The sequence below is a fragment of the Bartonella sp. AA23NXGY genome (assembly GCF_042197165.1).
Lineage (GTDB): Bacteria > Pseudomonadota > Alphaproteobacteria > Rhizobiales > Rhizobiaceae > Bartonella.
This window is the reverse complement of the sequence record NZ_JBHIRO010000007.1, coordinates 22,900-45,921: the sequence shown is the minus strand read 5'-3', so window position 1 is coordinate 45,921 and position 23,022 is coordinate 22,900. Positions and strand designations below refer to the sequence as shown.

Sequence of the window (23,022 nt, the reverse complement as noted above, 5' to 3'; positions counted from 1 at the left end):
CCAAACAATCAACCCTGAAAGGTCAATCTAATAATTTTATAGGTACTCAAGAATAACAAAAAATAGAAATTGTACGCAAAACATGTGGTTATTTTCAAATAATACACAGCTTCCTGAACATAACAGAGTTCCTCATCAAATAACTTCAAAAACTATGATGAGAATAAGCGATTATTCTACAACTTAAATGGCAAAGCCCCCTAGTTATAAAACAATCTTTTGCTTGCATTACAATTCCCTCCTGCTGTCTAAAAAACTAATGTTCTAAACTACCGTTTTTCAAGAGCTCTGTTTGCTCTTTTACGGCAAAAATCAATTACAAAAACGAAAGGAAATCCTTCCAAAAGAGACCCTTCAGTAAAAATACTGCTATACCTTTGGCCAATAAACTCTTTACAATAATGGAAATAACTTAGATACCAAACGAAACACACTAACACCCTCTCTTGTGCTTATTTAGAATCACCAATCATTTTGATACTATATATAGTATATACTCTCTTTCTTTCGTCAAGGTGAATTCAATTATTATTTTTAATTTTCCACGATCTTCCCACTAAAATTTTCAGTACTTAAAACTATGTAATAATATAACATTTTGTTGACAAACGTTATATTATTACATAGTTTCCAAAATAATAAGCAACGATGGTAAAAAATATGGATCTGCACTTCAATAAGACAACATTAGGCTATAGGAATAGAATAGCAATAAAGAACTTTTCAGCAAAGTTAAAAGCTGGTTCATTGGTTGCAATAACAGGTGATAATGGCGCTGGAAAATCGACACTGCTAAAAGCCATCGCCGGATTGATTAAACCTCTTAAAGGAAAAATTACAAAACCAAAAAAAAGCCGCATTGCTTATCTTGCTCAGCAATGTGATGTGGATAAAACATTTCCAATTGATGTGAAAACGCTTGTAAAAACAGGACTGTGGTCTTTTTGTGGATTATGGAAGAATCAGCGCCCTTATGATTCTAAGATTCAAAATGCTCTTAAAATGGTTGGGCTTACAGAACTCGCACCCCGTTCGCTTGAAACATTATCAGGCGGGCAATTACAACGCGCTCTTTTTGCACGTATCATTGTACAAGATGCCAATATTATTTTACTTGATGAACCTTTCAATGGTGTAGATCATAATACCCAAAAAGACCTCCTTGCTCTGATCACATACTGGCAACAGCAAGGACGCACAATTCTCACAGCACTCCATAACCCTCTCATCGTGCAAGAATTTTTCCCCCAAATGATTCAAATTGATCAACAAAACGCCTTTTATGGAGAAACAACACAGTTTTTAAACAACACCCTTCATCACGTTATGCCACCTCTCACATCCAATTCTTTTCCTATTAGCGCACAAAAACAAAATCTTCTCATCAATGATCCTCTCTTTCTTAGGTTATAAGACGTGTATACATTTTTTCTTGCCCCCTTTGTTGATTTCCAATTTATGCAAAACGCCCTTATCGGTTCTATTTTTCTGTCTATTAGCGCTTGTCCTGTTGGTGTATTTTTGATGCTCCGTGGAATGAGCTTGACAGGAGATGCTATCTCTCATGCCATTCTTCCTGGTGTTGCAATTGCTTTTCTGATTTGTGGTTTTTCCCTCATATCTATGACACTTGGTGGTATCTTCGCTGGTCTTATTGTTGCTTTAGCAACCATTTTGATTTCACGAAACAGCTTTCAGAAAGAAGATGCATCCATGACCGTCTTTTATCTTATTGCACTCGCGGCAGGTGTTATTATTATCTCACTGAAAGACTCAACAATTGAGCTGCTTCATCTCTTATTCGGATCGGTTCTTGCACTTGATGCACAAGCCCTTTGGTTAATCACTACTATAATGCTGATTACACTCTGCAGCCTTTGTATTTTTTGGCGTGCACTCGTTTTAGAAAGCTTTGACCCCCTCTTTTTTAAATCACTCTCTCCATTGAGTAAATATATTCATATTTCATTGCTTGGACTTGTGGTGCTGAATCTGGTTGGAGGCTTTCAATCACTAGGAACATTACTTTCCGTTGGTATTATGATGATTCCAGCCATTACAGCCCGTTTTTGGTTTTCACGGCTAGGCCCTATTTGCGCGCTTTCCACTCTTTTTGGAATCATTTCTAGCGTATGTGGTCTCCTGCTTTCTTTTCATCTTTCACTTCCCTCCGGCCCTGCTATCATCATTGCCGCAGGATTTATTTATCTTGTTTCCTGTTTGATAAGTCCACGTGGCTTTATTGTAACATGGTTTCCCCACCTCTTTTATACCTCCTCACTTTAAGGAAAAAAATGTGCCTAAGTTTGCTCAAAAATTTGTTCTTCTTGGAGCTTTATTGCTTGCCCTTTCTCCATTTTCTGCTTCTGCACACAATAAAATCAAAGTTGTTGCGAGCTTTTCTATTCTTGCAGATCTCGTAAAAAATGTAGGAGACAACCATATCTCTATGACCACTTTTGTAGGTCCCAATGCGAATACCCACACTTATGAACCTACCCCCCATGATGCTCAGGCTCTTAGAAATGCTCAAATTATTTTCATCAACGGGCTTCATTTAGAAGGATTTATTGATCGCCTCATTACAGCAAGTGGTACAAAAGCACTTCTTGTCGAAGTTAGCGCTAACATTCCCTCCCTCAAAATGAAAAATCAAGAACATAATGCCCATCACCACCACAGCGTTATTGATCCACACGCTTGGCAAACAATTCCCAATGTCAAAATCTATGTGAAGAATATCGCTGCTGCTTTTTGTAAAATCGATCCACAATCCTGTACCAGCTACAAAAAAAATGCCGAAACCTACATCCAAAAACTTAAAATAGCACAAGATACCCTGAAAACAAAAATTGCTACCATTCCTAAAGATAAACGTATCATTATCACATCTCATGATGCCTTTGGCTATTTTGCCAAGGAATATGGTTTTACTATCCTTGCCCCTCAAAGTGCTTCAACAGAAACTGAAGCAACCGCAGCCGATGTTGCTAAACTTATAAAACAAATTAAAGCGAATAAAGCAACTGCCCTATTCGTTGAAAACATCTCTAATCCCCGTCTCATAAAACAGATTGCAAAAGAAACAGGTTTAACAATTGGTGGAACACTTTATTCTGATGCATTGTCAAACAAAAATGGCCCTGCAGCAACTTATCTCGATATGATGGAACATAATGTAAATACCATCATTGATGCTATCACGAAACCTTAAAAAATCTTCTACGAAAGAGAGAAGAAAAAATTCATAAAATCATAGATCTATGATTATGTTACCAATGATACTCAATCCTCATGATTGGTGACAATGATATAAAACAAAGTTGATTTTACAGAAAAAATTTATACCCTATAGATGCTAAAATGGATCAAAGTTAAGATATAAGGTGCATAGTGCCATCATCTATGAATAATTTTCTCTCTCTATTTTTCTTATTCATTCTTTATAAGATACATAAATTATTACATCAGGAAATAGATAATAATAGATTGTTTTTTATTGATAAAGTACCTTTCTAAATGAGAAGAAATATGGTTAATAAATGGTTATTATCTCTTGATGTTTTTCTACAATGAAAAGAACTTTATTATGTTTGATGTTTGAAAATTATATTCTTCTTATATACCATAAAAGTGCAAGATTTCATTATATGAGTGTTTCGAATATTCTCAACATCATGTGACAATGGGCCTTTACCATTTAAAATTTTATTTTTAATCTCATCAATTATACTCTGATTTTGTGAATGTAATCGAGAAAGTCAAAACACACCATTATCATGACGCAGCATAAAAGAGAGTCGTATCACATCAATTAATGCTTACTTATTATTTGTGCGCTTTCCTGTGTTTTTATTAAAAGTATGAAAATTCTGATGAGCAACAGTGAAACTTAGTTTTTGACCATAGTCGTGTGTCAAGCGTTCTTTTATTTCAATCGTAAAGATGATACCATTCCAACGCGTTAAAACATGGCAACCTGTTCCAATAAGCTTGATAAGCTCAATTTTTGTGTGAAAGACAGGCCCTTTATCTGGATGTTCGCCCAATAAGATTATTTCAGGTCTGAATGCTAAAAGATCAGTTTCTTCACCATAAGAAAATGAATGCCCTAAATGTTGTTCTAAGACATAGCGATCAAGAAAATTCATAGGAGGAGAACCAATAAAATCAGCAACAAATGTTGTTGCTGGAGTATCGTAAATTTCCATTGGTGTTCCAATTTGCTCGATAGCTCCTTTATTCAAAACGACTATTCTATCAGCTAATGTCATAGCTTCTAGTTGATCATGGGTAACATAGAGGCTCGTTGTTCCTAATGAACGCTGTAGTGTTTTTATTTCAATACACATTTGCGCCCGTAATTTTGCATCAAGATTTGAAAGAGGTTCATCAAAGAGAAAAACACGGGGTTGACGTACAATCACACGCCCCATTGCAACACGCTGACGTTGTCCTCCTGATAATTGTCGTGGTTTACGATCAAGAAATGGTTCTATCTCCAAAAGCTTTGCAGCATGTGCGATACGTTTTTTAATTTCTTCTTTAGGAGTTTTACGATTTTTAAGACCATATTCTAAATTTCCACGAACTGTCATATGGGGATAAAGGGCATAATTTTGAAAAACCATAGCGATATCACGATCAGCTGGTTCACGATCATTGATACATTCGTTATCAATGCATAATTCACCTGAGGTAACTTGTTCAAGTCCTGCTATAATACGTAATAAGGTCGATTTTCCGCACCCTGAAGGACCGACAAGAACAAGAAGTTCTTTATCGGCAACAGTTAAGTTTAAATCATCAATGACCAGAATGCCGTTGTCATACTGTTTTCTTATATTTGATAACTGGATTATGGCCACAATTACTTCTCCGTTTCAATAAGGCCTTTGATAAAAAGCCGCTGCATGAAGATAACAACAAGAACAGGAGGAACCATGGCAACAACCGATACTGCCATGAGTATATTCCATTGAGGATCATGTTGAAGTGATTCGACAATAAGCTGTTTTAAAATAATAAGGATCGTTCGATGATTTTGATCCGTTGTGATGATAAGAGGCCAGAGATATTGTATCCATCCATAAATGAACATAATGATAAATAAAGCAGCGATATTGCTTTTACTAAGAGGAAGAAGAATATCCTTAAAAAATTTAACTGGACCTGCACCATCAACACGTGCCGCCTCTAAGAGTTCATCTGGAACAGTCAAAAAAAACTGGCGAAATAAAAATGTAGCGGTTGCAGATGCAATAAGTGGAATAATCATTCCACTATAGGTGTTAACCATCCCCAATTTTGCAACAATCTCATAGGTTGGAAGAATACGAACTTCGACAGGGAGCATCAATGTAACAAAAATAAGAACAAAAGCAGTTTTTCGGAAGGGAAAGCGCATGTAAATAATTGCATAAGCAGACAAAAGTGAAATAATAATTTTTCCAACGCTAATCCCAAGAGCCATAATGAATGAATTCATTAAGAGTGGCCAGAGGTTGGGCAAACCCAGCTGTGCAAGGCCATCACCAAAGATTGTTTTATAATTTTCCAGAGCATATTTCCCAGGCAAAAGAGGAAGTGTTCCTGAGTTAAATGCTGCTGAACTATGAGTTGATGCAATGATAGCAACATAAACTGGAAAGCAAATAATGATAATACCAACAATGAGAATAATATGGGTTAGAAATTTCAAAACAGGGCGATTTTCAACCATAATTTGTTTCCTAATATTGTACACGGCGCTCAATCCAGCGAAACTGGATAAACGTTAAGACAATAACCATCAACATCAATATTGTTGATTGTGCTGCTGATGCACCGATTATTTGATTTCTAAAGCCATCGTCATATACTTTATAGACGAGGATGCTCGTTGCACGCGCAGGACCTCCAGAAGTTGTATTATCAATAATACCAAAAGTATCAAACATAACATAATTGACATTGACAATAAGAAGGAAAAACGTCGTTGGTGAAATTTGCGGGAAAACCACTGTCCAAAATCGTTTAAAGGGACCAGCACCATCAATGGCGGCTGCTTCTATTTGAGAACGCGGAACAGACTGAAGACCTGTAAGAAAAAAGAGAAAATTGTAAGAAATTTGTTTCCAACTAGCCGCAATGACAATAAGAATCATTGCTTGAGTGCCATTAATACGATAATTCCATAGCACCCCTATTTTCTCGAGAAGAAAAGGGATAATTCCGATGGTGGGATGAAAGATAAACAGCCACAATATACCTGCCAATACTGGAGCAACAGCATAGGGCCAGAGCAAAAGCATTGTATAAGCCTTTTTTGCACGTATGACACGATCAACACAGACAGCTAAGAGAAGTGATATTGTCATTGAAGCGACAGTAACTGAGATGGAAAATACTGCGGTTGTAAGAAGCGATTGCCGATAAGTAGGATCAGAAAGAACAGTTAGATAATTCTCAAAACCAATAAAGGTTGTTGTAAAGCCAAAAGGGTCTTCACGCTCAAAAGATGATTTTATTGCTTGGGCAGCAGGCCAAAAGAAAAACAAAAAAGTCACAAGAAGCTGAGGAAAAAGCAGTCCGTAAGAAAGTAGACTATTTTTAAAATATGCATGTTTTTCTTGCATTCGTAGGGCTCTTTAAATGTAGAGACTTTAAAAAAGTAAACAAAAAGGACTCAACCGTTTTTGTTGAGTCTTTAATGTTTAACAATAAAACGAAATTAATGATTAGATCTTTCAAATTCACGCAAGAGTTTATTTCCACGTTCAACGGTCTCATCTAAACCATCTTTCGGCGTTTTTGAACCACTAAGAACAGCTTCCAACTCTTGATCAAGAATGGCACGAATTTGTGGTAAATTACCAAATCTTATCCCTTTTGAGTTAACTGTTGGTGGATTAAGATTAATCTGTTTGATAGCTATATCCGCACCTGGTGTTTTTTCATAGAAATGTTGTTTTTTGCTCAATTCATAAGTCGCTTTTGTGGTTGGGAGATAACCTGTTTCCTGATGCCATTTTGCTTGATTTTCTGTTTTTGAAAGAAATTTAAGAAAAGCGGCTGCCCCTGCATATTCCTTTGGAGTATGTCCCTTAAACGCCCAAATAGAAGCTCCCCCAATAACTGAATTTTGTGGTGCTCCTTCTGTATCCTTATAGTACGGTAGCATTCCAACCCCCACATTAAACTGCGCTTCAGAAACAATCCCAGCATGTGATCCTGAAGATTGCATAAAAATTGCACAATTTTGTGCCATAAACATTGGTGTTGAATCTAATGCACCTGCTGGACCACCGTAACGGAAAATACCTTGATCAGACCACTTTTTTAGGTCAGTCCACATACGCACTTGTAAAGGTCCATTAAATGCAAGTTCTGAATCAAGTCCTTTGAAGCCATTTTCCTTCGTTCCAAAAGGAACATTATGCAACGCTGAAAAATTTTCTATACCAATCCATTGAGCGGCATAAGCCATTGTAAAACCACAAGTTGCCGCTTTAGTCTCAAGAATTTTCTTGGAAAAGTTTTCTATATCTTGCCATGTTCTAGGAGGCTGTTCTGGATCAAGCCCTGCTTTTTTAAAGATATCTTTGTTATAATAAAGGATGGGTGTTGAAATATTAAATGGCATAGAGACGATACGTCCCTGTTCATCGGAGTAATAACCACTAATAGCAGGGAAATAATCTGTAGGATCAAATTCTTGTTTTGTATCAGCCATAAGTTGATAAAATGGGTAGATTGCGCCTTTTGCAGCCATCATAGTTCCAGTACCAACGTCATAAATTTGAGCGAGCACTGGCTGTTTCTTTCCACGAAATGCTGCAATGAGTGAAATCAAACCCTCTTCATACTCACCGCGATATGAAGAAATAACTTTATATTCAGACTGACTCGCATTAAAATCGTTAATAAGACTTTCAGTTTGCTTTCCTAATTCACCACTCATAGAATGCCAAAAGCTGATTTTTGTCTGTGCAAAACTTGCTGTCACCCCCGCTGTAGACATTATGATAGCAACCGTGGCCGCTATGGAAAGATAAAAACGACTCATGGTTCACCCTTTCTGAAGTGATGGAATACAAACTACCCCTAAATTTATAGTATTACACATGAACATGCTATGACAGTTTTATTTCAGAAACATATTCTCTCATTTAAACAGGAACCACCAAAAGGTCAAATGAATTTGTTTAAATTTATTCATTTTCTTTTATAAGCATTCTTATGTATTAACGAAATACGTGTTTGTAACTATCTGAAAAAAGTGAGATGGCTTAAATAAGAAAAGTCACTTGGTAAAAAGATATAGATCGTAAATATCATTTCAATGACTATTTTAATATCTGGATTTACTTTTTTAAAAAGAATTGTTTATTCTTTTATTATTTGTCTTATAACTTTCGGCTTATAACTTTAACACGATGTTGCTACTGAATTTAAAGAAGAGACAAATAGAATTTTTTTAAAATTAAGAAAATCATTTTGAAGCGCTTAATAGTCTCTTTCCCTGTAACAAGATCACACCCCTCACGCAAAACAAAATGACACTGTATAACCAATTTCCATGCTGTTAAAAAATCTTTCAATACATCTACATTTCATGATAGCACCTATAAAATAAGCCCTAAAGCCTCTCCATTAAAGTATATAAGACTTTTTGTATGCCATCATTTTTACACTTCATAAAAGTGCAAAACGACATCATCATGTGCGATCCTAATGCTTCAACAAATCTTGCATTTAAAATACGTTAAATGAATATTTTTATTCTTTTCTCAATCATTTTTTATCCACACACCAACCCTGCTTGTAATGTGCAAACGAATGATTTTGATTGATTCATTGTAAAAATATTTGAAATAAGAGAATCTTACGTATTAAGGTCTCTTACTCACATGAATAAAATATTAATTATGATTATAAATCAATGTATTATTGTCGTATATTAGATAATTTTTCTTCTTTCATTACGCTAACTTTATGAAGATATATAGTTCCTTTTGTGTTGATGTATTTTTACCTTTGTGCACACAATTGCAATGCGAGATCAGGTTGATCTGTCGTAATATAATGTACAGGCATATCAAGCCAATATGATAACCGAGCTTTTCCATTAATTGTCCATACCCCTACAGTAAAACCAGCCTCAAGAGCTGATTCAATAAAGTTCTGTGAAACAATAGAGCCATCTAAACTTAGATCAGAATAACCTAATTGCTTCCATTCAGAAAAATGACGGTACATATCACCTTCGAAATTATCAACACATGGACCAGATGGTATTCCTGCTTCAATAAAAGGACGAAGGATAAAAGGATCAAAACTAATAGCAGAAACCCGTTCTGATAAATTTCGGCTTTTTATTAGCGCAAGCGCTTTTTGGGATAATATTGTTTCGCGCTCCACTTCACCGCATGTCTTGATTTCAAGATGCAATGCAACATTCGTTGGTGCTAAAAGATCAAGCACTTCTTCTAATAAGGGAGGTGCTTCTTGGCTTCCTTTTACGCAGAGTTGTTTGCGTGTTTCATTATCAATGTCGTGAATATACCCCTTTTTTCCAACCAATTGGTCTAGACGGAAGTCGTGAAAGACAACCACTTCACCGCTTTTTAGCAAATGAACGTCGCATTCAACTTCATCAACACCTAACGCTATAGCATTATTAAATGCCGAAAGGGTATTTTCAGGATAAAGATGAGCTCCTCCACGGTGTGCAACAATTTTTTTCTCAGACATGCAAAATCCCACACTTCTCAATTTTAAACGATATTGACGTACAGATTGCCAGATAAAAGCTTATATCATATGAAAATACACAATCATTTTTAAATGATTTTTTCTACACTTTTCGAATATCAAACCCTCAGTCATATTTTATTCTTAAAAGACTTATCCTTCATTTTAATTATTCCCATTCAATAGTACTAGGAGGCTTTGAGGTTACATCATATACAACACGATTAATCCCTCTAACTTCGTTAATAATACGTGCTGCTGTCTTACTTAAAAACGCCATATCATAAGGATAAAAATCAGCAGTCATTCCATCTACAGATGTGACGGCGCGAAGAGCACAAACAAATTCATAAGTGCGACCATCCCCCATAACACCAACAGTTTGAACTGGAAGAAGAACAGCAAAAGCTTGCCAAATTTCATCATAAAGACCGGCCTTACGGATTTCCTCAAGATAAATAGCATCTGCTTCGCGTAAAATTTCTAATTTTTCACGTGTTACAGCACCTGGACACCGAATTGCAAGGCCGGGACCTGGAAAAGGATGGCGACCAATAAACTGCTCCGGTAGCCCTAACTCTCGTCCTAGCGAGCGAACCTCATCCTTAAAGAGCTCACGTAACGGTTCTACAAGTTTCATCTTCATCTGTTCTGGTAGCCCACCCACATTATGATGGCTTTTAATGGTTACCGTTTCACCAATAGCAGACACACTCTCAATAACATCTGGATAAAGTGTTCCTTGTGCTAAAAACTCTGCACCTCCTATTTTTTTCGTTTCTTCTTCAAAAACTTCAATAAAAAGGCGACCAATTGTTTTGCGTTTTTTTTCTGGATCTGTCTCACCTTTTAAAGCATTAAGAAACACATCAGCAGCATTAACGTGAATAAGCTCTATATTATAATGATCACGAAAGAGCGTGAGAACTTCTTCAGCTTCATTCTTGCGCATCAGCCCATGGTCTACCAAAATACATGTCAGTTGATCTCCTATAGCTTCATGAAGGAGTACCGCTACAACAGATGAATCCACTCCCCCTGAAAGACCACAAATCACACGACTTTTCCCAACTTTTTGTCGTATCGTAGCAATTGCCTGCTCACGATAAGAAGCCATTGACCAATTGCCTTTAATAGCAGAGATCTTATGAACAAAATTTTGCAAAAGTTTTGTACCATCCGGTGTATGGATAACTTCAGGATGAAACTGTACCGCATAAAAATGTCTTTTTTCATCCGCAATAGCCGCATAGGGAGCTCCTTTTGAGGTTCCTATGACACGAAAACCTTCTGGTAAAGCTGCCACACGGTCACCATGGCTCATCCATACTTGATAACGAGAACCTTTTTCCCACACTCCATCAAAAAGGGCACTCTCTTCTTGAACTTCCAAAAAAGCACGCCCAAATTCACGCTCATGTCCAGCTTCAACCTTTCCTCCAAGCTGAACACACATGACTTGTTCACCATAGCAAATACCCAAAATCGGAACACCCGCCTCAAAAATTTCCATTGGTGCACGCGGAGAGCCCTCATCAATAACGGAATAAGGACTCCCTGATAAAATAATAGCTTTAGGATTTATGCGGCGCACAGCTTCTAAAGCCAATTGAAAAGGAGCAATTTCACAATATACCCCCATTGCTCGTACCCGTCGTGCAATAAGTTGTGTAACTTGTGAACCAAAGTCAATAATAAGAACAGTGTCTGGATGTGATATGCTCATAGAAAACCAATCAACAATTGTAAAAGAAAACTCATGAGAGTTATGATTTAATCTTTCTCTTTTCACAAGCCTATTTTCTTACGAAAAAGATTATTCTCGTAAAGTTTATGATAAAAAGTGCAAAAATATGGATCAATGTTTTTTTTGCAACACAGATAAAAAGAACCCATCTGTTTGTGTTGTGGCTGGCGACAAAGTAAGTCCATAATTTGAAAAAACTGGTTGCACAGGAGAAAAACTAAAATGTTTCTGCCAAAGCGCTGGCATATCTATTGGAGAAAAATGAGAATGTTGTTGAAGGAAATGGGAAATTTGTTCCTCATTTTCATCTGTAAAAAGAGAACAGGTAATATAGATTAAGCGCCCATTTGGCTTAAGATAAGCTATCGCTTCATTCAAAATATCCCTCTGTTCTGTTTGGCGTTGTTTCACTTGTTCTAATGTTAAACGCCATTTCGCATCTGGACGACGACGCCATGTTCCTGTCCCACTACATGGTGCATCTAGTAGAACTCTATCCATCTGGCCTATTAATGGCTTCAATTCTTCTTTTTGTGCTCGTGTTTGTACATTACGAACACCAGCGCGTCGAAGACGATCAAAAATAGGAGCTAGGCGCACTTTATCAAAATCATAAGCATAAATTTGCCCACGATTGTTCATATCGGAAGCTAAAGCTAATGTTTTGCCACCAGCACCTGCACAATAATCTAATACCTGCATGCTCTCTTGCGCTTCCACAAGGTGAGCAACAATTTGAGATCCTAAATCCTGTATTTCAAAGTGTCCTTTTTGAAAAGCTGGTTCCACTTGAACATTGGGATGACGATTAAACTTTTCAATCGGTGCAATTCTTAAAGCTTGCCCAAACCATGGAAAAGATTTAAGTTTGGTTTTTGCTAATTCTTTCAGCACCTTTTCTGGTGTTGCCTTTAGGTTATTTACCCGTAGGTCTAAAGAAGGACGCGTTGCTAACGCAGCCGCTTCAGTGATCCAATTATCACCAAATAAAGGACGCAGATGCGCTTGACACCATTGCGGAATATCACCACGAATATAGTCTGGAGCATCCACTAATTGCTGACCTTGCCACGATTTACGCTGTTTAGCCCCTAATAACTGCGGTGCAAACCGATCTTCTGCCAACTCACCGTCAATTTGCTCCAGCGTCATTTTTCCAGAATCTAATAAGGCACCAAAAACGATATCTCGGATATCATCACTCTCCATACGCCATTGTAAAGAATAACGTCGTCTTAAAACATCATAAACGATTGTACCAATAGCTGCACGATCACCTGCTCCAGCAAAGCGATGAGAAAGACCCCAATCCTTTAAAGCTTCTCCTACTGGGCGATGCTTCATTTCTATCTCTGTGAGAACATCTATTGCTGCTTGCAAACGCCCACCTAATCGCATTCATTTCTCCCATTAAAATAATAAAATTTTAAATCATCTAAAAAAATAATATTATCGCCTTCTTGCCAATGAAACCTTCTCAACGCCATAAAAAATTTACATTCAATATTAAAATGATCTGATCATACTTTTTTATAAGATCCAATTTAGAGTATCTAAATTTTTCCTTTCATCTTCTGCCCATTCGTTTTTTATCCTTCTACCTCTTATACTAAAAGATACGTAGCCATCCATAAAAAACTTATTTCCGCCATGCATTACGAAAAAAACAAACTCTTTAATTTATTTGCGTAAAATAAAGTTTACGAGGATTGTCTGAACAATAGAAAAAATCTTCTCATAAAATTAAACAAGCTCATCTTACGTTCAACAAAAAATTAACTTTTTAGAAAATGCTTGGAACCACTATTTGGCATGACCGTTTTTACTCTAATGGCAACTGCCAGACAATTTTAAAGGAGAAAATAATGACTTATAATAATGGAAAAACAACTTCGTCTAAAAGCCGTCATAATACAACGCCCTCAAACAACGGAAAGAAATCCGTCCAAAGTGATCAGACAAACACTCGCCAACGTGCGTCAAAGACTGGACGGAAGACAACAAAAAGTTAATTCTAATTTTATATAACTTATTTCATATAGTCTTAACAGAAAGAATTAGAATTTTAACCTCTAATTCTTTCCTTTTTGGGATTATTACACCAAATTACAAACAGAAAAAAGCGCAGTCTCTCTTTCTTGTTCTCGGAAAATTTTATATTTATGCAATATGATATTAGGCTCTTGTATCTTTAAACTGGCCCACGATAATTTGGACTCTCTCGTGTGATAGAAACATCATGCGTATGACTTTCATGGAGTCCCGCATTCGTAATACGTACAAACGTTGCTTTTTCACGAAACTCTACGAGATCTTTTGCTCCAACATACCCCATCGAAGCACGAAGTCCACCAGCAAGCTGATGTAGAACTGATGCTATAGGACCTTTATAAGCCACCTGCCCCTCCACACCTTCAGGAACCAACTTAAGTTCATCACGAACATCATCTTGAAAATAGCGATCTGCCGATCCTCGTGCCATAGCACCAACAGATCCCATGCCGCGATAAGCTTTAAAGGATCGTCCTTGATAAAGATAGACTTCGCCAGGACTTTCTTCTGTACCCGCTAAAAGAGAGCCAATCATAGCAGCACAAGCCCCACCTGCTAAGGCTTTAGCAAAATCACCCGAAGCTTTTATCCCCCCATCAGCAATAACGGGAATGCCCGCTTTTTCAGCAACTTCTGCAGCATTCATAATGGCTGCAAGCTGAGGAACACCAACACCTGCAACAATTCGCGTTGTGCAAATAGAACCAGGACCAATCCCAACTTTTATAGCATCCGCACCACTGTCAATCAAAGCCTGTGTTGCTTGAGCAGTCGCCACATTACCAGCAATAATAGCTGGAGAAAACATCATTTTTTTAATACGCTCAACAGTGTCTAATACACGCTGAGAATGTCCATGTGCAGTATCAATTACTAGAATATCAACGCCTGCATCAATTAATCGTTCAGCCCGCTCAAACCCATCGTTCCCTACACTACTTGCAGCTGCAACACGCAAGCGACCTTGTGAATCTTTGGCAGCGTTTGGATTTAATTTTGCTTTTTCAATATCCTTAACTGTTATCAGTCCGACACAACGATTCTGTTCATCCACAACTAATAATTTTTCAATACGATGATGATGTAAAAGATACTTCGCTTCACTGAGTTGAACATTTTCACGCACTGTGATTAAATTTTCATGCGTCATTAATTCATAAATTTTTTGTTTAGGATCCGATGCAAAACGCACATCCCTATTTGTCAAAATGCCAACAAGCCGTCCAGCAGTTTCACCTTTAGCACCATTTTCAACAACCGGAATACCGGAAATACCATGAGAGCGCATCAAAGATTTTGCTTCTTCAAGTGTTGCATCTGGTCCAATGGTGACTGGATTAACAACCATACCAGATTCAAACTTTTTTACTTGGCGAACTTCTTCTGCCTGCTCTGCAGGAGACATATTACGATGAATAACCCCAAGACCACCAGCTTGAGCCATAGCAATTGCCAAACGCGATTCTGTTACCGTATCCATTGCCGCAGAAAGCAATGGCAAATTGAGCTTAATATCCGCTGCAATGCGCGTACTGAGATCCACTTGACTAGGCATAACAAGAGAATGACCGGGTTGTAAAAGTACATCATCAAAAGTCAGTGCCAATGCACCTGTCCCCGTTTCAACAATCTTTGCCATATCAAAATTCCTTTTATAATAAAACACCGCAAGAAGCTTTAAAATACAACTGCGGTTCTCATACATGGTAGATTGGCAAAAAATTATGCCATGCTACAAACAAAATGAAAAGAAAAATAAATATTTTTTTTAAGTGTGGTTTATAAAAATTTACAATTGTGATTCAATAGGTAACCAACTTATTATTTTTGCAAATGCGCGACGCCAAAAATTGCTTTCTGGCTCATAGTCAATGCTATATTTTTTTTCATTTTCAATAAAATCCCAATAAATACGATTATTATCACCAAGACGCAGATGATAGCTCATTTCCCCTGTGGTTTCTTCAGAAAACAACAAATCTAATCTTGCTGTAATGGGAGCACATTCAAAAAGAATGCCCATTTCTGTATTTAATGATGCTGATCTTGGATCAAAATTTAAAGATCCAATAAAAGCTGTTTTACGATCAATTAAAAAAGCTTTGGCATGTAAACTTGCCTTACTCGATCGAAACAATCGTAACCCATGAGTATTGCCTTCCGCTTTTAATTCATAAAGATTAACACCACTTTTCAACAATGCCTTACGATAAGGTACATAACCACCATGCACTAATGCTACATCAGTAGCAGCTAAAGAATTTGTCAGAATTTTGACATCAACACCCTTTGAAACCAAATTACTAAAATTCTGCGTGCCAACCTTACCAGGAACAAAATAAGGTGACGTAATCTGAACCGTTTTTTGGGCATTTCCAATAACCTTTGAAAGTGCCTTCATAAGCCAATTGCTTGCTTTTTTACGCAATGCTTTTTCTGGAGGATCAGAAAGAACAACAACTTTGTCTGCTAAAAATAACCGCTTTCCTGTTTGGATAAAACAATTAAAGTTAATGTGCTCTTTGACATAATCTAAATAAACTTTTGCAACCTTGGAATCACGAAACTTTCGTAATTTATCTTTCCAATAGCTAAGATCACTTGCGCTTTTAGGAACAACCAAAGTATGAATTGGCAAAACAACAGCACTATTCCAAAAATCATCAAAGATACTTTCTACCTTTTTAACAGAAGGACCGATTAACATCAAATCTAAATCTCGAAAATGGGATTCTTTACCAGCATCAAAATAAGAATCTGCAAGATTACGTCCTCCTACAAAAGCGACCCTGCCATCAACAATAAAAGCTTTATTATGCATTCTACGTGTTACAGTAATTGCCCGTAATATAATTTCTAAACCACGGCGTAAACCACCTTTACGCGATCGCCCTGGATTAAACATTCTCACCTCAATATAAGGATGTTTATCTAGTGCAATATAAGCTGGATCACGTGCCTGAGCATTAATATCATCCAAAAGAAGCCGTACCCGAACCCCTCGATCAGCTGCCTCAACTATTTCACTTAATAATAGGCGCCCCGTTAAATCATCATCCCAAATATAATACATCAGATCAAGGCTACGTCCAGCCTCTGCAGCTCCTATTGCCCGAACACAAAACGCATCCAAATTGCTGATAATGAGGGAAAGGGCATCTTTATCAATCCCCAATCCATTTTCTTTCTCAGCTAATTGACTGACGATACGATCAAGCTTAGTTTCATCTTTCTGAAGAGGTAACGCATAAGAACATTTTCCCCTAGCATTTTTCACAAAACGCCCATAGGTGTAGATTGCCAACATAGATGCAATAAAAAAAAAGAGGACAAAACCAATAACAATCTGTAAAAGAGTCAAAGAGGGCAAACTTTCTATTTTAAACTATCACATCATCAGTAATGCAAACGATAACACTAATCACTTTATCTTAATCGTATAGCAGGTAAAATGCCACTTCTTGCTTAAGAGAGTATAAATTTAATATTGATGATACAAAAATTTTAGCGGTAGTATTTAAAAGTTTTTAAAAATGCTTCTCTGTTTTAATAAATGTAAACTTAACTAAAATTGTATAAATTGAAACAAACGATTAAAATAGTCACATAAAATTTATATTTGATTTAAATCAACAAAATCATCCACTATAGATAAATTTTACAATAAATGATTGTTTTCTTCAGCTTTCCCCCACGGACTTTATCAAAATTCACTCTATTTTTTGAAACGCTTGCTTGTCATGAAGAGAAATTTGTTATGAATTTACTTTCGTTCTTGATTTCTTATTGCTCTCAATTCTTCCATTTTTCTATAAAGTGTAGAGCGACCAATATGAAGGCGACGCGCAATCTCACTCATATGTCCTTTATAATGTTTAATCGCTTTCTCTATAATATCATGCTCCATTTCTGCAAAAGTACGTACATGCCCATCAGTATTCAAAAATTTTATCGATTCTTGCTCATTATCTTCTTGCATATTACCCTCAATGATATTGGGAACATTCATTAATGAATTTCCCATTAATTGCGGAAAATCTCGAACAGTTAATAACGGTCCTTCACTGAGTAAAATCGCACGAAATAAAAAGGTTTCAAGCTCATTTCTATTGCCAGGCCAATCATACTGCATAAGCAAGGAAAGAGCAGAGCCTGCTAAACCATGGACATGTGATCGCCCTGTTTCTGTGATAATGCGATCAATCAAACGTTGTGTGATCTCTGGAAAATCATCCCTTAATTCTCGTAAAGCAGGAACGCTAATAGACAAGTGAGAAAATTGTTCAAACAAACTATGCAAAAAAAAGTTCTCATTAACCAAGTCCTTTAAACGCGATGTTGAAATAGCGATGATCCGAAAAGGAAAAAAATCTCCTTTTGTATCCCTTTCCCTTTCTTTAAGGTAATGAGCAAACCGTTTTTGCTGTATGGGCTCAAGTCGATCAATATCACAAAGGCAAAGTGTCCCTTTTTCAAGAGAAGAAACCAATGGTAGGAATTCTTTAAACCACTGCTGATTTTCTTCTTCTGGATCAACGATGGCTGAACATTGAAAGCGAACAAAAACACCCTCCGAAAATAATCCCTCATGATGAATAATCCGAGCTAATGTCTCACGTCCTGTTCCAGCTTCTCCCTCTATCAAAAGATTCTGTAAAGAAGTTGCTGCTTGTCTCGATTGTTCTAATACTATCTGCATAGCTCTACTTTTTACGCAAAGATCAGAAAACCGTAAATGATTCTCTTTTTTTCGCCGAATATCTCGAACCTCATGCTCCAAGGCAGAAATAAGAGCAAGGATATCCAAAGTAACTCTTACACGTAATAATGTTACTGGATGGATCCAATAATCAATAGCTCCAGCTGTTAAAGCTTTCTGGAGTAAATGCTGATTCTCTTGTTGTGCTATAACGACAATAGGAACAGAAACACCAGCAACTCTAATCATTTTAATCAAATCGCTCACACTCAAATCACTCATAACGACATCAAGGAGTGCAAGCACAATGTTTTTACGCCTGTGTAAAAGATCAATCGTACGGAGACCATTTTCTGCTTCAATGACACGATAACCAAAACCTCGCAGCATAGAAGAAAGTTCTATACGTCTTCCATAATCTTCACTCGCAACAAGAATGGGACCAACCATAATGTCAATAATCTCCTTTGAGACTACTTAGCAGCTTAATATAAAAATTGTTGTAAACCATAAGAAATATTTTACCTCTTGTGTTTCACTTACGAAATTCATCAAGCTGTCAATTAAATACAACATTAAGGCATTTTTTTCCATTTTTTTGCTTTTTCATTGATTTTTATCAAATTTTTCATATTGACTCATGGGGTAATTTAATAATGTTATAGAAACTAGAGAGCAAAATAATCTAAATAGAGTGCAATAAATGAAACATACCTATCATATTTTATGTCTTACAATTACCGCCTTGCTGTTAAGTGCCTGTAACTTTTCGCGATATTATAACTCAAATATGCCAACTGGAATTGATGGAAAATGGGTTGATGAGAATGGTATTATTTCTTCTTTCCACAATGGTGTTTTTGAAACGCATGCAGCAGATACAGAAGAAAAACTATCAGAAGGAGCATATAATTATCTCAATGCCCAAAATATAGAAATTGAAATACGCTCTATTCTCCGTGGAACAATTTCTAGAGTCAATTGTACAATGTCATATGACGCCACACAACTTCTCTGCACCTCACATACAGGAGCACAGTTTTTCCTTAAGCGGAAATCTTAACAAAGTACAAGGGAAACCTCTCTTAAGAACAGAGGGAGCACACACATTAAGCAGGAGGCGATATCCTTTCTCCTCCTGATAGAAAATCCTCTCTAAAATACGCAAAGAGGCTAGTATAATCTTTACCCTGAAAATTTTCTAAACATTATGAAATGCGTAAAATAATCATTTTCTTCCACAAAATATCAGTAAAGCCACCTCACAATAAAATTGTAACTTTGTATCATTCAATCTATTTCAACCTAAAATAACATTTTATTTGATAGGGAAGCTTAATCTAAGCAGCGCCAATGCGCAAAAGATCATGAAAATGAACAATTCCTATCGGTTTTTTATCTTCAACCACAAAAAATGCACCAATCTGATGATCATTAATAAAAGCTGTTGCTGCACCAACAAGTGTATTTGGCTTTACAACTTTAGGAGCTTTGGTCATCACCTCGTCAACATTAAATTTTGATAAATTAAAATGAATGTTACGTGCAAGATCGCCATCAGTTACAATTCCGATTAGTTCACCTTCTTGATTCACAACACCAACACAACCAAAATGTTTTTCCACCAAAACATTCATCGCTTCAGTCATAGCTGTTCCCTGCATAACCAAAGGAATATTATCACCCTCATGCATAATATCACACACGTATTTAAGGCTTGCACCAAGAGAACCACCAGGATGATATATTTTGAAATCCGTTGCGGTAAAACCACGCATTTCTAAAAGAGAAACCGCTAATGCATCTCCCATTGCCAATTGCATAATTGTTGAAGTTGTAGGGGCTAAACCATGGGGGCAAGCCTCTTCTATCTTTGGTAATAATAGTACAATATCAGCTTGTCGTCCTAACACAGAGTGCTTACTTGATGTCATCGCAATAAGGGGGATACGAAAACGCGCCGCATAACTCATAATACCACTTAACTCTTGAGTTTCACCAGACCATGATAAAGCAAGAATAACGTCATCAGAGCCAATCATACCAAGATCACCATGATTGGCTTCTGCAGCGTGAACAAAAAAGGCAGGTGTTCCAGTTGAGGCTAAGGTTGCTGCAATTTTTGTCCCTATATGACCACTTTTTCCAAGACCAGTAATAACCACATGTCCACGAGCATTTCTAATAGTTTGAACAGCCGCTTCAAAAGAAGAAGAAAGACTTTCCAGAAGAGCTTTTTCAAGAGCTTCAAGCCCCTGCTTTTCACTAGCAAGTGTTTTAAGCGCTGATGCTACTGCACCTTGCAAAGCCATATGAGGAGACGGTATTGTCATAATCAAATTCGATCAATAAAATTAAGTGAGGGATCTATATCACTTTTCAACATTAATGGTTTCCAGTAAATTTTTCAATGAAGCAGAAACGTGGCTGTGCATATCAGCGCGTGCCAAAGAAAATGCAACGTTGGCTTCAATAAAACCAGCTTTAGAACCGCAATCAAAAGTGCGCCCTTTTACTTGCAAACCCCAAAAATCTTGCTCATTTGAAAGCCGCATCATAGCATCTGTTAATTGAATTTCATTTCCTGTTCCCCGTTCTTGAGTGGAAAGAATATTAAAAATTTCTGGCTGCAAAATATAACGTCCATTGATGTACAAATTTGATGGTGCCGTTCCTTGTGCCGGTTTCTCTACCATTTTTGTGATTTCAAAACCATTTGCAATCTGTTTGCCTTTCCCAACAATACCATATTTATGTGTTTCTCTAGGATCGCATTCCTGAACTGCTATAATATTCCCCCCACCCACCTTTTCATAAAGGCTCATCATTTCAGAAAGACAGCCCTTTTTCGCCTGTATCAACATATCGGGTAATAATAAAGCAAAAGGTTCCCCTGCAACTAATTCACGCGCACACCAAAGAGCATGCCCTAATCCCAAAGGTTGTTGTTGCCGAGTGAAAGAAGTTGACCCTGGTAATGGCTGTAAACGGTATAAGTGTGCAAGATCTTCTTTCTTTCCACATTCAGCAAGTGTCGTGTATAATTCAACTTGCGCATCAAAATAATCCTCAATGACTGCTTTGTTACGTCCAGTCACAAAAATAAAATGCTCAATACCAGCTTCCCTCGCCTCATCCACAACATATTGAATAACAGGTTTATCAACAACTGTTAGCATTTCTTTAGGAATCGTTTTTGTCGCAGGAAGGAAACGCGTACCAAGACCTGCTACTGGGAATACTGCTTTCCGGATTTTACGCACACTCACCCTCCTCAATGAATTCATATAACTTTTTTGTTTTATTTATCATATGTTTTTACGAAATGGTAAAAAAGATATCTTATTGTTTTGATTATCATTATAATGGGCAATCAAAATGTAAAAAGAGTCTGAGAATTTATTGAAAGGATTAAAATGAGTTATTTATTTCAGTTTTTTCCTCTTCTTGATCATATTATCGATTAAACTAAATACAAAATAAAGTTATTGCACATCTAATGAATTGAATATTAATGGGGATTTCAAAATGCAAAAAACAGAATTGAAGACTTTCTCTTTTTTAGAGAAGTCAATAGCTTGGAGAACTCTTTTCACTGTCTCTGCCGTTATTTTTTCTGCTTTTTTTATGTTTTTTATATCCCTTTCATATGCTGATAGCGGATTTAAACACTGGATTAAAGAATTTAAAAAAATAGCTATTGCTCACAATATTACCCCTTCTACGTTTCATATGGCGTTTAAAGGTGTTAATGCCATTGATCCTGAAGTTCTAAAAAGCGCCGCATACCAACCGGAATTTGTTGCTCCTTCCTGGAACTATTTCGATAATCGTGTCCATGATATCGCAATTGTGGAAGGACGGCGCCAAGCAAAAAAATGGAACAAATGGCTTCTTCAAATTGAAGAACGTTTTGGTGTTGACCGTAATATTCTGCTTGCTATTTGGTCAATGGAAAGCAATTATGGGAAAATTTTAGCCAATAAAAGTGTAATGCGTGATGCCATTCGCTCACTTGCAACCCTAGCCTATGCCGATAAAAAACGCGAAAAATACGCATATACACAGCTGATTGCTGCTATGAAAATTCTACAAAGTGGTGAAATTAAACGCTCTCAACTCACTGGATCTTGGGCCGGAGCATTGGGACATACACAATTTATTCCAAGCAGTTATCTCGCCTATGCTGTTGATATAAATCAAGATGGACGGCGTGATATCTGGAACTTTGTTCCAGATGCTCTGGCTACTGCTGCTAACCTTCTCCACAAAAATGGCTGGCAACCTAATCTTATTTGGGGAGTAGAGGTAAAAGTGCCGCAGGGGAAAAACCTTCCTGAAGGCTGGTATTCCTTTGAACAATGGAAAAAATTAGGTGTAAAACACGCAAATGGGCACCCTCTTCCTACATCAGCTGAACAAGCAATATTAAAATATCCAGATGGAGCAAAAGGACCTATATTTTTAGTCACAAAAAATTTCTTTGTTCTGAAACATTATAATAATGCAGATCGTTATGCGTTTGCTGTTTCCCTTCTTGCTGATCGTATTGCTGGACATCTTGGATTAGTGCATGATTGGCAAAGACCTTTTCAGCCTATTACCTTCCAAGAGTGCAAAGAACTGCAATCTCGCTTAAGTGCATTGGGATATTATAAAGGAGATATTGATGGACAAATCGGAACAGCCTCTCGCAAAGCAATCAAAGCTTTTCAGCTGCATTACGGTCTAAAAGAAAATGGATATCCATCATCTCAAGTGCTTTTTCTCCTTCGCAAACAATAATGGA

The 23,022-nt window shown here is 36.9% G+C and carries 18 protein-coding genes; 6 read left to right on the top strand and 12 right to left on the bottom strand.

Annotated elements, in window-relative coordinates:
• Positions 1-660: 660 nt before the first annotated feature.
• The 3 genes from ACFINY_RS05150 to ACFINY_RS05140 are packed head-to-tail and all read left to right on the top strand — an operon-like array spanning position 661 to position 3,214.
• Complete coding sequence (locus tag ACFINY_RS05150) at positions 661-1,413, top strand: ABC transporter ATP-binding protein (RefSeq protein WP_375611836.1); 753 nt, start codon at positions 661-663, stop codon at positions 1,411-1,413.
• Between the two features lie 3 nt (positions 1,414-1,416).
• A complete protein-coding gene (locus ACFINY_RS05145; RefSeq protein ID WP_375611837.1) occupies positions 1,417-2,286 on the top strand; it encodes a metal ABC transporter permease in 870 nt (289 codons plus the stop codon).
• A 10-nt stretch (positions 2,287-2,296) separates the two neighbouring features.
• A complete protein-coding gene (locus ACFINY_RS05140) occupies positions 2,297-3,214 on the top strand; it encodes a metal ABC transporter solute-binding protein, Zn/Mn family (RefSeq protein WP_375611838.1) in 918 nt (305 codons plus the stop codon).
• A gap of 607 nt (positions 3,215-3,821) precedes the next feature.
• Here ACFINY_RS05140 and ACFINY_RS05135 read toward each other — a convergent pair.
• The 7 genes from ACFINY_RS05135 to ACFINY_RS05105 all read right to left on the bottom strand — a co-directional run bounded on the left by ACFINY_RS05135 (position 3,822) and on the right by ACFINY_RS05105 (position 12,880).
• Entirely contained in the window at positions 3,822-4,868 is a 1,047-nt protein-coding gene (locus tag ACFINY_RS05135; RefSeq protein ID WP_375611839.1) for a sn-glycerol-3-phosphate import ATP-binding protein UgpC, read from the bottom strand.
• A 2-nt stretch (positions 4,869-4,870) separates the two neighbouring features.
• Positions 4,871-5,722 (bottom strand): sn-glycerol-3-phosphate ABC transporter permease UgpE, encoded by an 852-nt coding sequence (gene ugpE, locus ACFINY_RS05130; RefSeq protein ID WP_375611840.1) that lies wholly within the window; start codon positions 5,720-5,722, stop codon positions 4,871-4,873.
• 10 nt (positions 5,723-5,732) lie between these two features.
• A complete protein-coding gene (ugpA, locus tag ACFINY_RS05125; RefSeq protein WP_375611841.1) occupies positions 5,733-6,617 on the bottom strand; it encodes a sn-glycerol-3-phosphate ABC transporter permease UgpA in 885 nt (294 codons plus the stop codon).
• A gap of 95 nt (positions 6,618-6,712) precedes the next feature.
• A complete protein-coding gene (gene ugpB / locus ACFINY_RS05120; protein ID WP_375611842.1) occupies positions 6,713-8,047 on the bottom strand; it encodes a sn-glycerol-3-phosphate ABC transporter substrate-binding protein UgpB in 1,335 nt (444 codons plus the stop codon).
• 965 nt (positions 8,048-9,012) lie between these two features.
• A complete protein-coding gene (locus tag ACFINY_RS05115; RefSeq protein ID WP_375611843.1) occupies positions 9,013-9,735 on the bottom strand; it encodes a glycerophosphodiester phosphodiesterase in 723 nt (240 codons plus the stop codon).
• 169 nt (positions 9,736-9,904) lie between these two features.
• Positions 9,905-11,461, bottom strand: a complete 1,557-nt coding sequence (guaA, locus tag ACFINY_RS05110; RefSeq protein ID WP_375611844.1) for a glutamine-hydrolyzing GMP synthase — start codon at positions 11,459-11,461, stop codon at positions 9,905-9,907.
• Between the two features lie 132 nt (positions 11,462-11,593).
• Positions 11,594-12,880: an RsmB/NOP family class I SAM-dependent RNA methyltransferase gene (locus tag ACFINY_RS05105; protein ID WP_375611845.1), complete on the bottom strand. Its 1,287-nt coding sequence runs from the start codon at positions 12,878-12,880 to the stop codon at positions 11,594-11,596.
• A 467-nt stretch (positions 12,881-13,347) separates the two neighbouring features.
• Between ACFINY_RS05105 and ACFINY_RS05100 the strand changes: the two genes are divergently transcribed.
• Positions 13,348-13,494: a hypothetical protein gene (locus tag ACFINY_RS05100; protein ID WP_375611873.1), complete on the top strand. Its 147-nt coding sequence runs from the start codon at positions 13,348-13,350 to the stop codon at positions 13,492-13,494.
• A gap of 179 nt (positions 13,495-13,673) precedes the next feature.
• Here ACFINY_RS05100 and guaB read toward each other — a convergent pair whose 3' ends face one another.
• From guaB to ACFINY_RS05085, 3 genes are all read right to left on the bottom strand, one after another.
• Entirely contained in the window at positions 13,674-15,173 is a 1,500-nt protein-coding gene (gene guaB / locus ACFINY_RS05095; protein WP_375611846.1) for an IMP dehydrogenase, read from the bottom strand.
• A gap of 150 nt (positions 15,174-15,323) precedes the next feature.
• On the bottom strand, positions 15,324-16,895 hold the full coding sequence (locus ACFINY_RS05090; protein ID WP_375629995.1) for a phospholipase D family protein: 1,572 nt from the start codon (positions 16,893-16,895) through the stop codon (positions 15,324-15,326).
• 402 nt (positions 16,896-17,297) lie between these two features.
• Entirely contained in the window at positions 17,298-18,683 is a 1,386-nt protein-coding gene (locus ACFINY_RS05085; protein WP_375611848.1) for a sigma-54-dependent transcriptional regulator, read from the bottom strand.
• Positions 18,684-18,936: 253 nt separating this feature from the next.
• Between ACFINY_RS05085 and ACFINY_RS05080 the strand changes: the two genes are divergently transcribed.
• Positions 18,937-19,296 (top strand): hypothetical protein, encoded by a 360-nt coding sequence (locus tag ACFINY_RS05080; protein ID WP_375611849.1) that lies wholly within the window; start codon positions 18,937-18,939, stop codon positions 19,294-19,296.
• 277 nt (positions 19,297-19,573) lie between these two features.
• Here ACFINY_RS05080 and ACFINY_RS05075 read toward each other — a convergent pair whose 3' ends face one another.
• Positions 19,574-20,566, bottom strand: coding sequence for an SIS domain-containing protein (locus ACFINY_RS05075; protein ID WP_375611850.1), 993 nt, complete (start codon positions 20,564-20,566; stop codon positions 19,574-19,576).
• Between the two features lie 39 nt (positions 20,567-20,605).
• Positions 20,606-21,496, bottom strand: a complete 891-nt coding sequence (locus ACFINY_RS05070; protein ID WP_375611851.1) for a UTP--glucose-1-phosphate uridylyltransferase — start codon at positions 21,494-21,496, stop codon at positions 20,606-20,608.
• A 265-nt stretch (positions 21,497-21,761) separates the two neighbouring features.
• Here ACFINY_RS05070 and ACFINY_RS05065 point away from each other — a divergent pair, with 265 nt between their 5' ends.
• Positions 21,762-23,018: a lytic murein transglycosylase gene (locus tag ACFINY_RS05065; RefSeq protein ID WP_375611852.1), complete on the top strand. Its 1,257-nt coding sequence runs from the start codon at positions 21,762-21,764 to the stop codon at positions 23,016-23,018.
• The last annotated feature ends 4 nt before the right edge of the window (positions 23,019-23,022 follow it).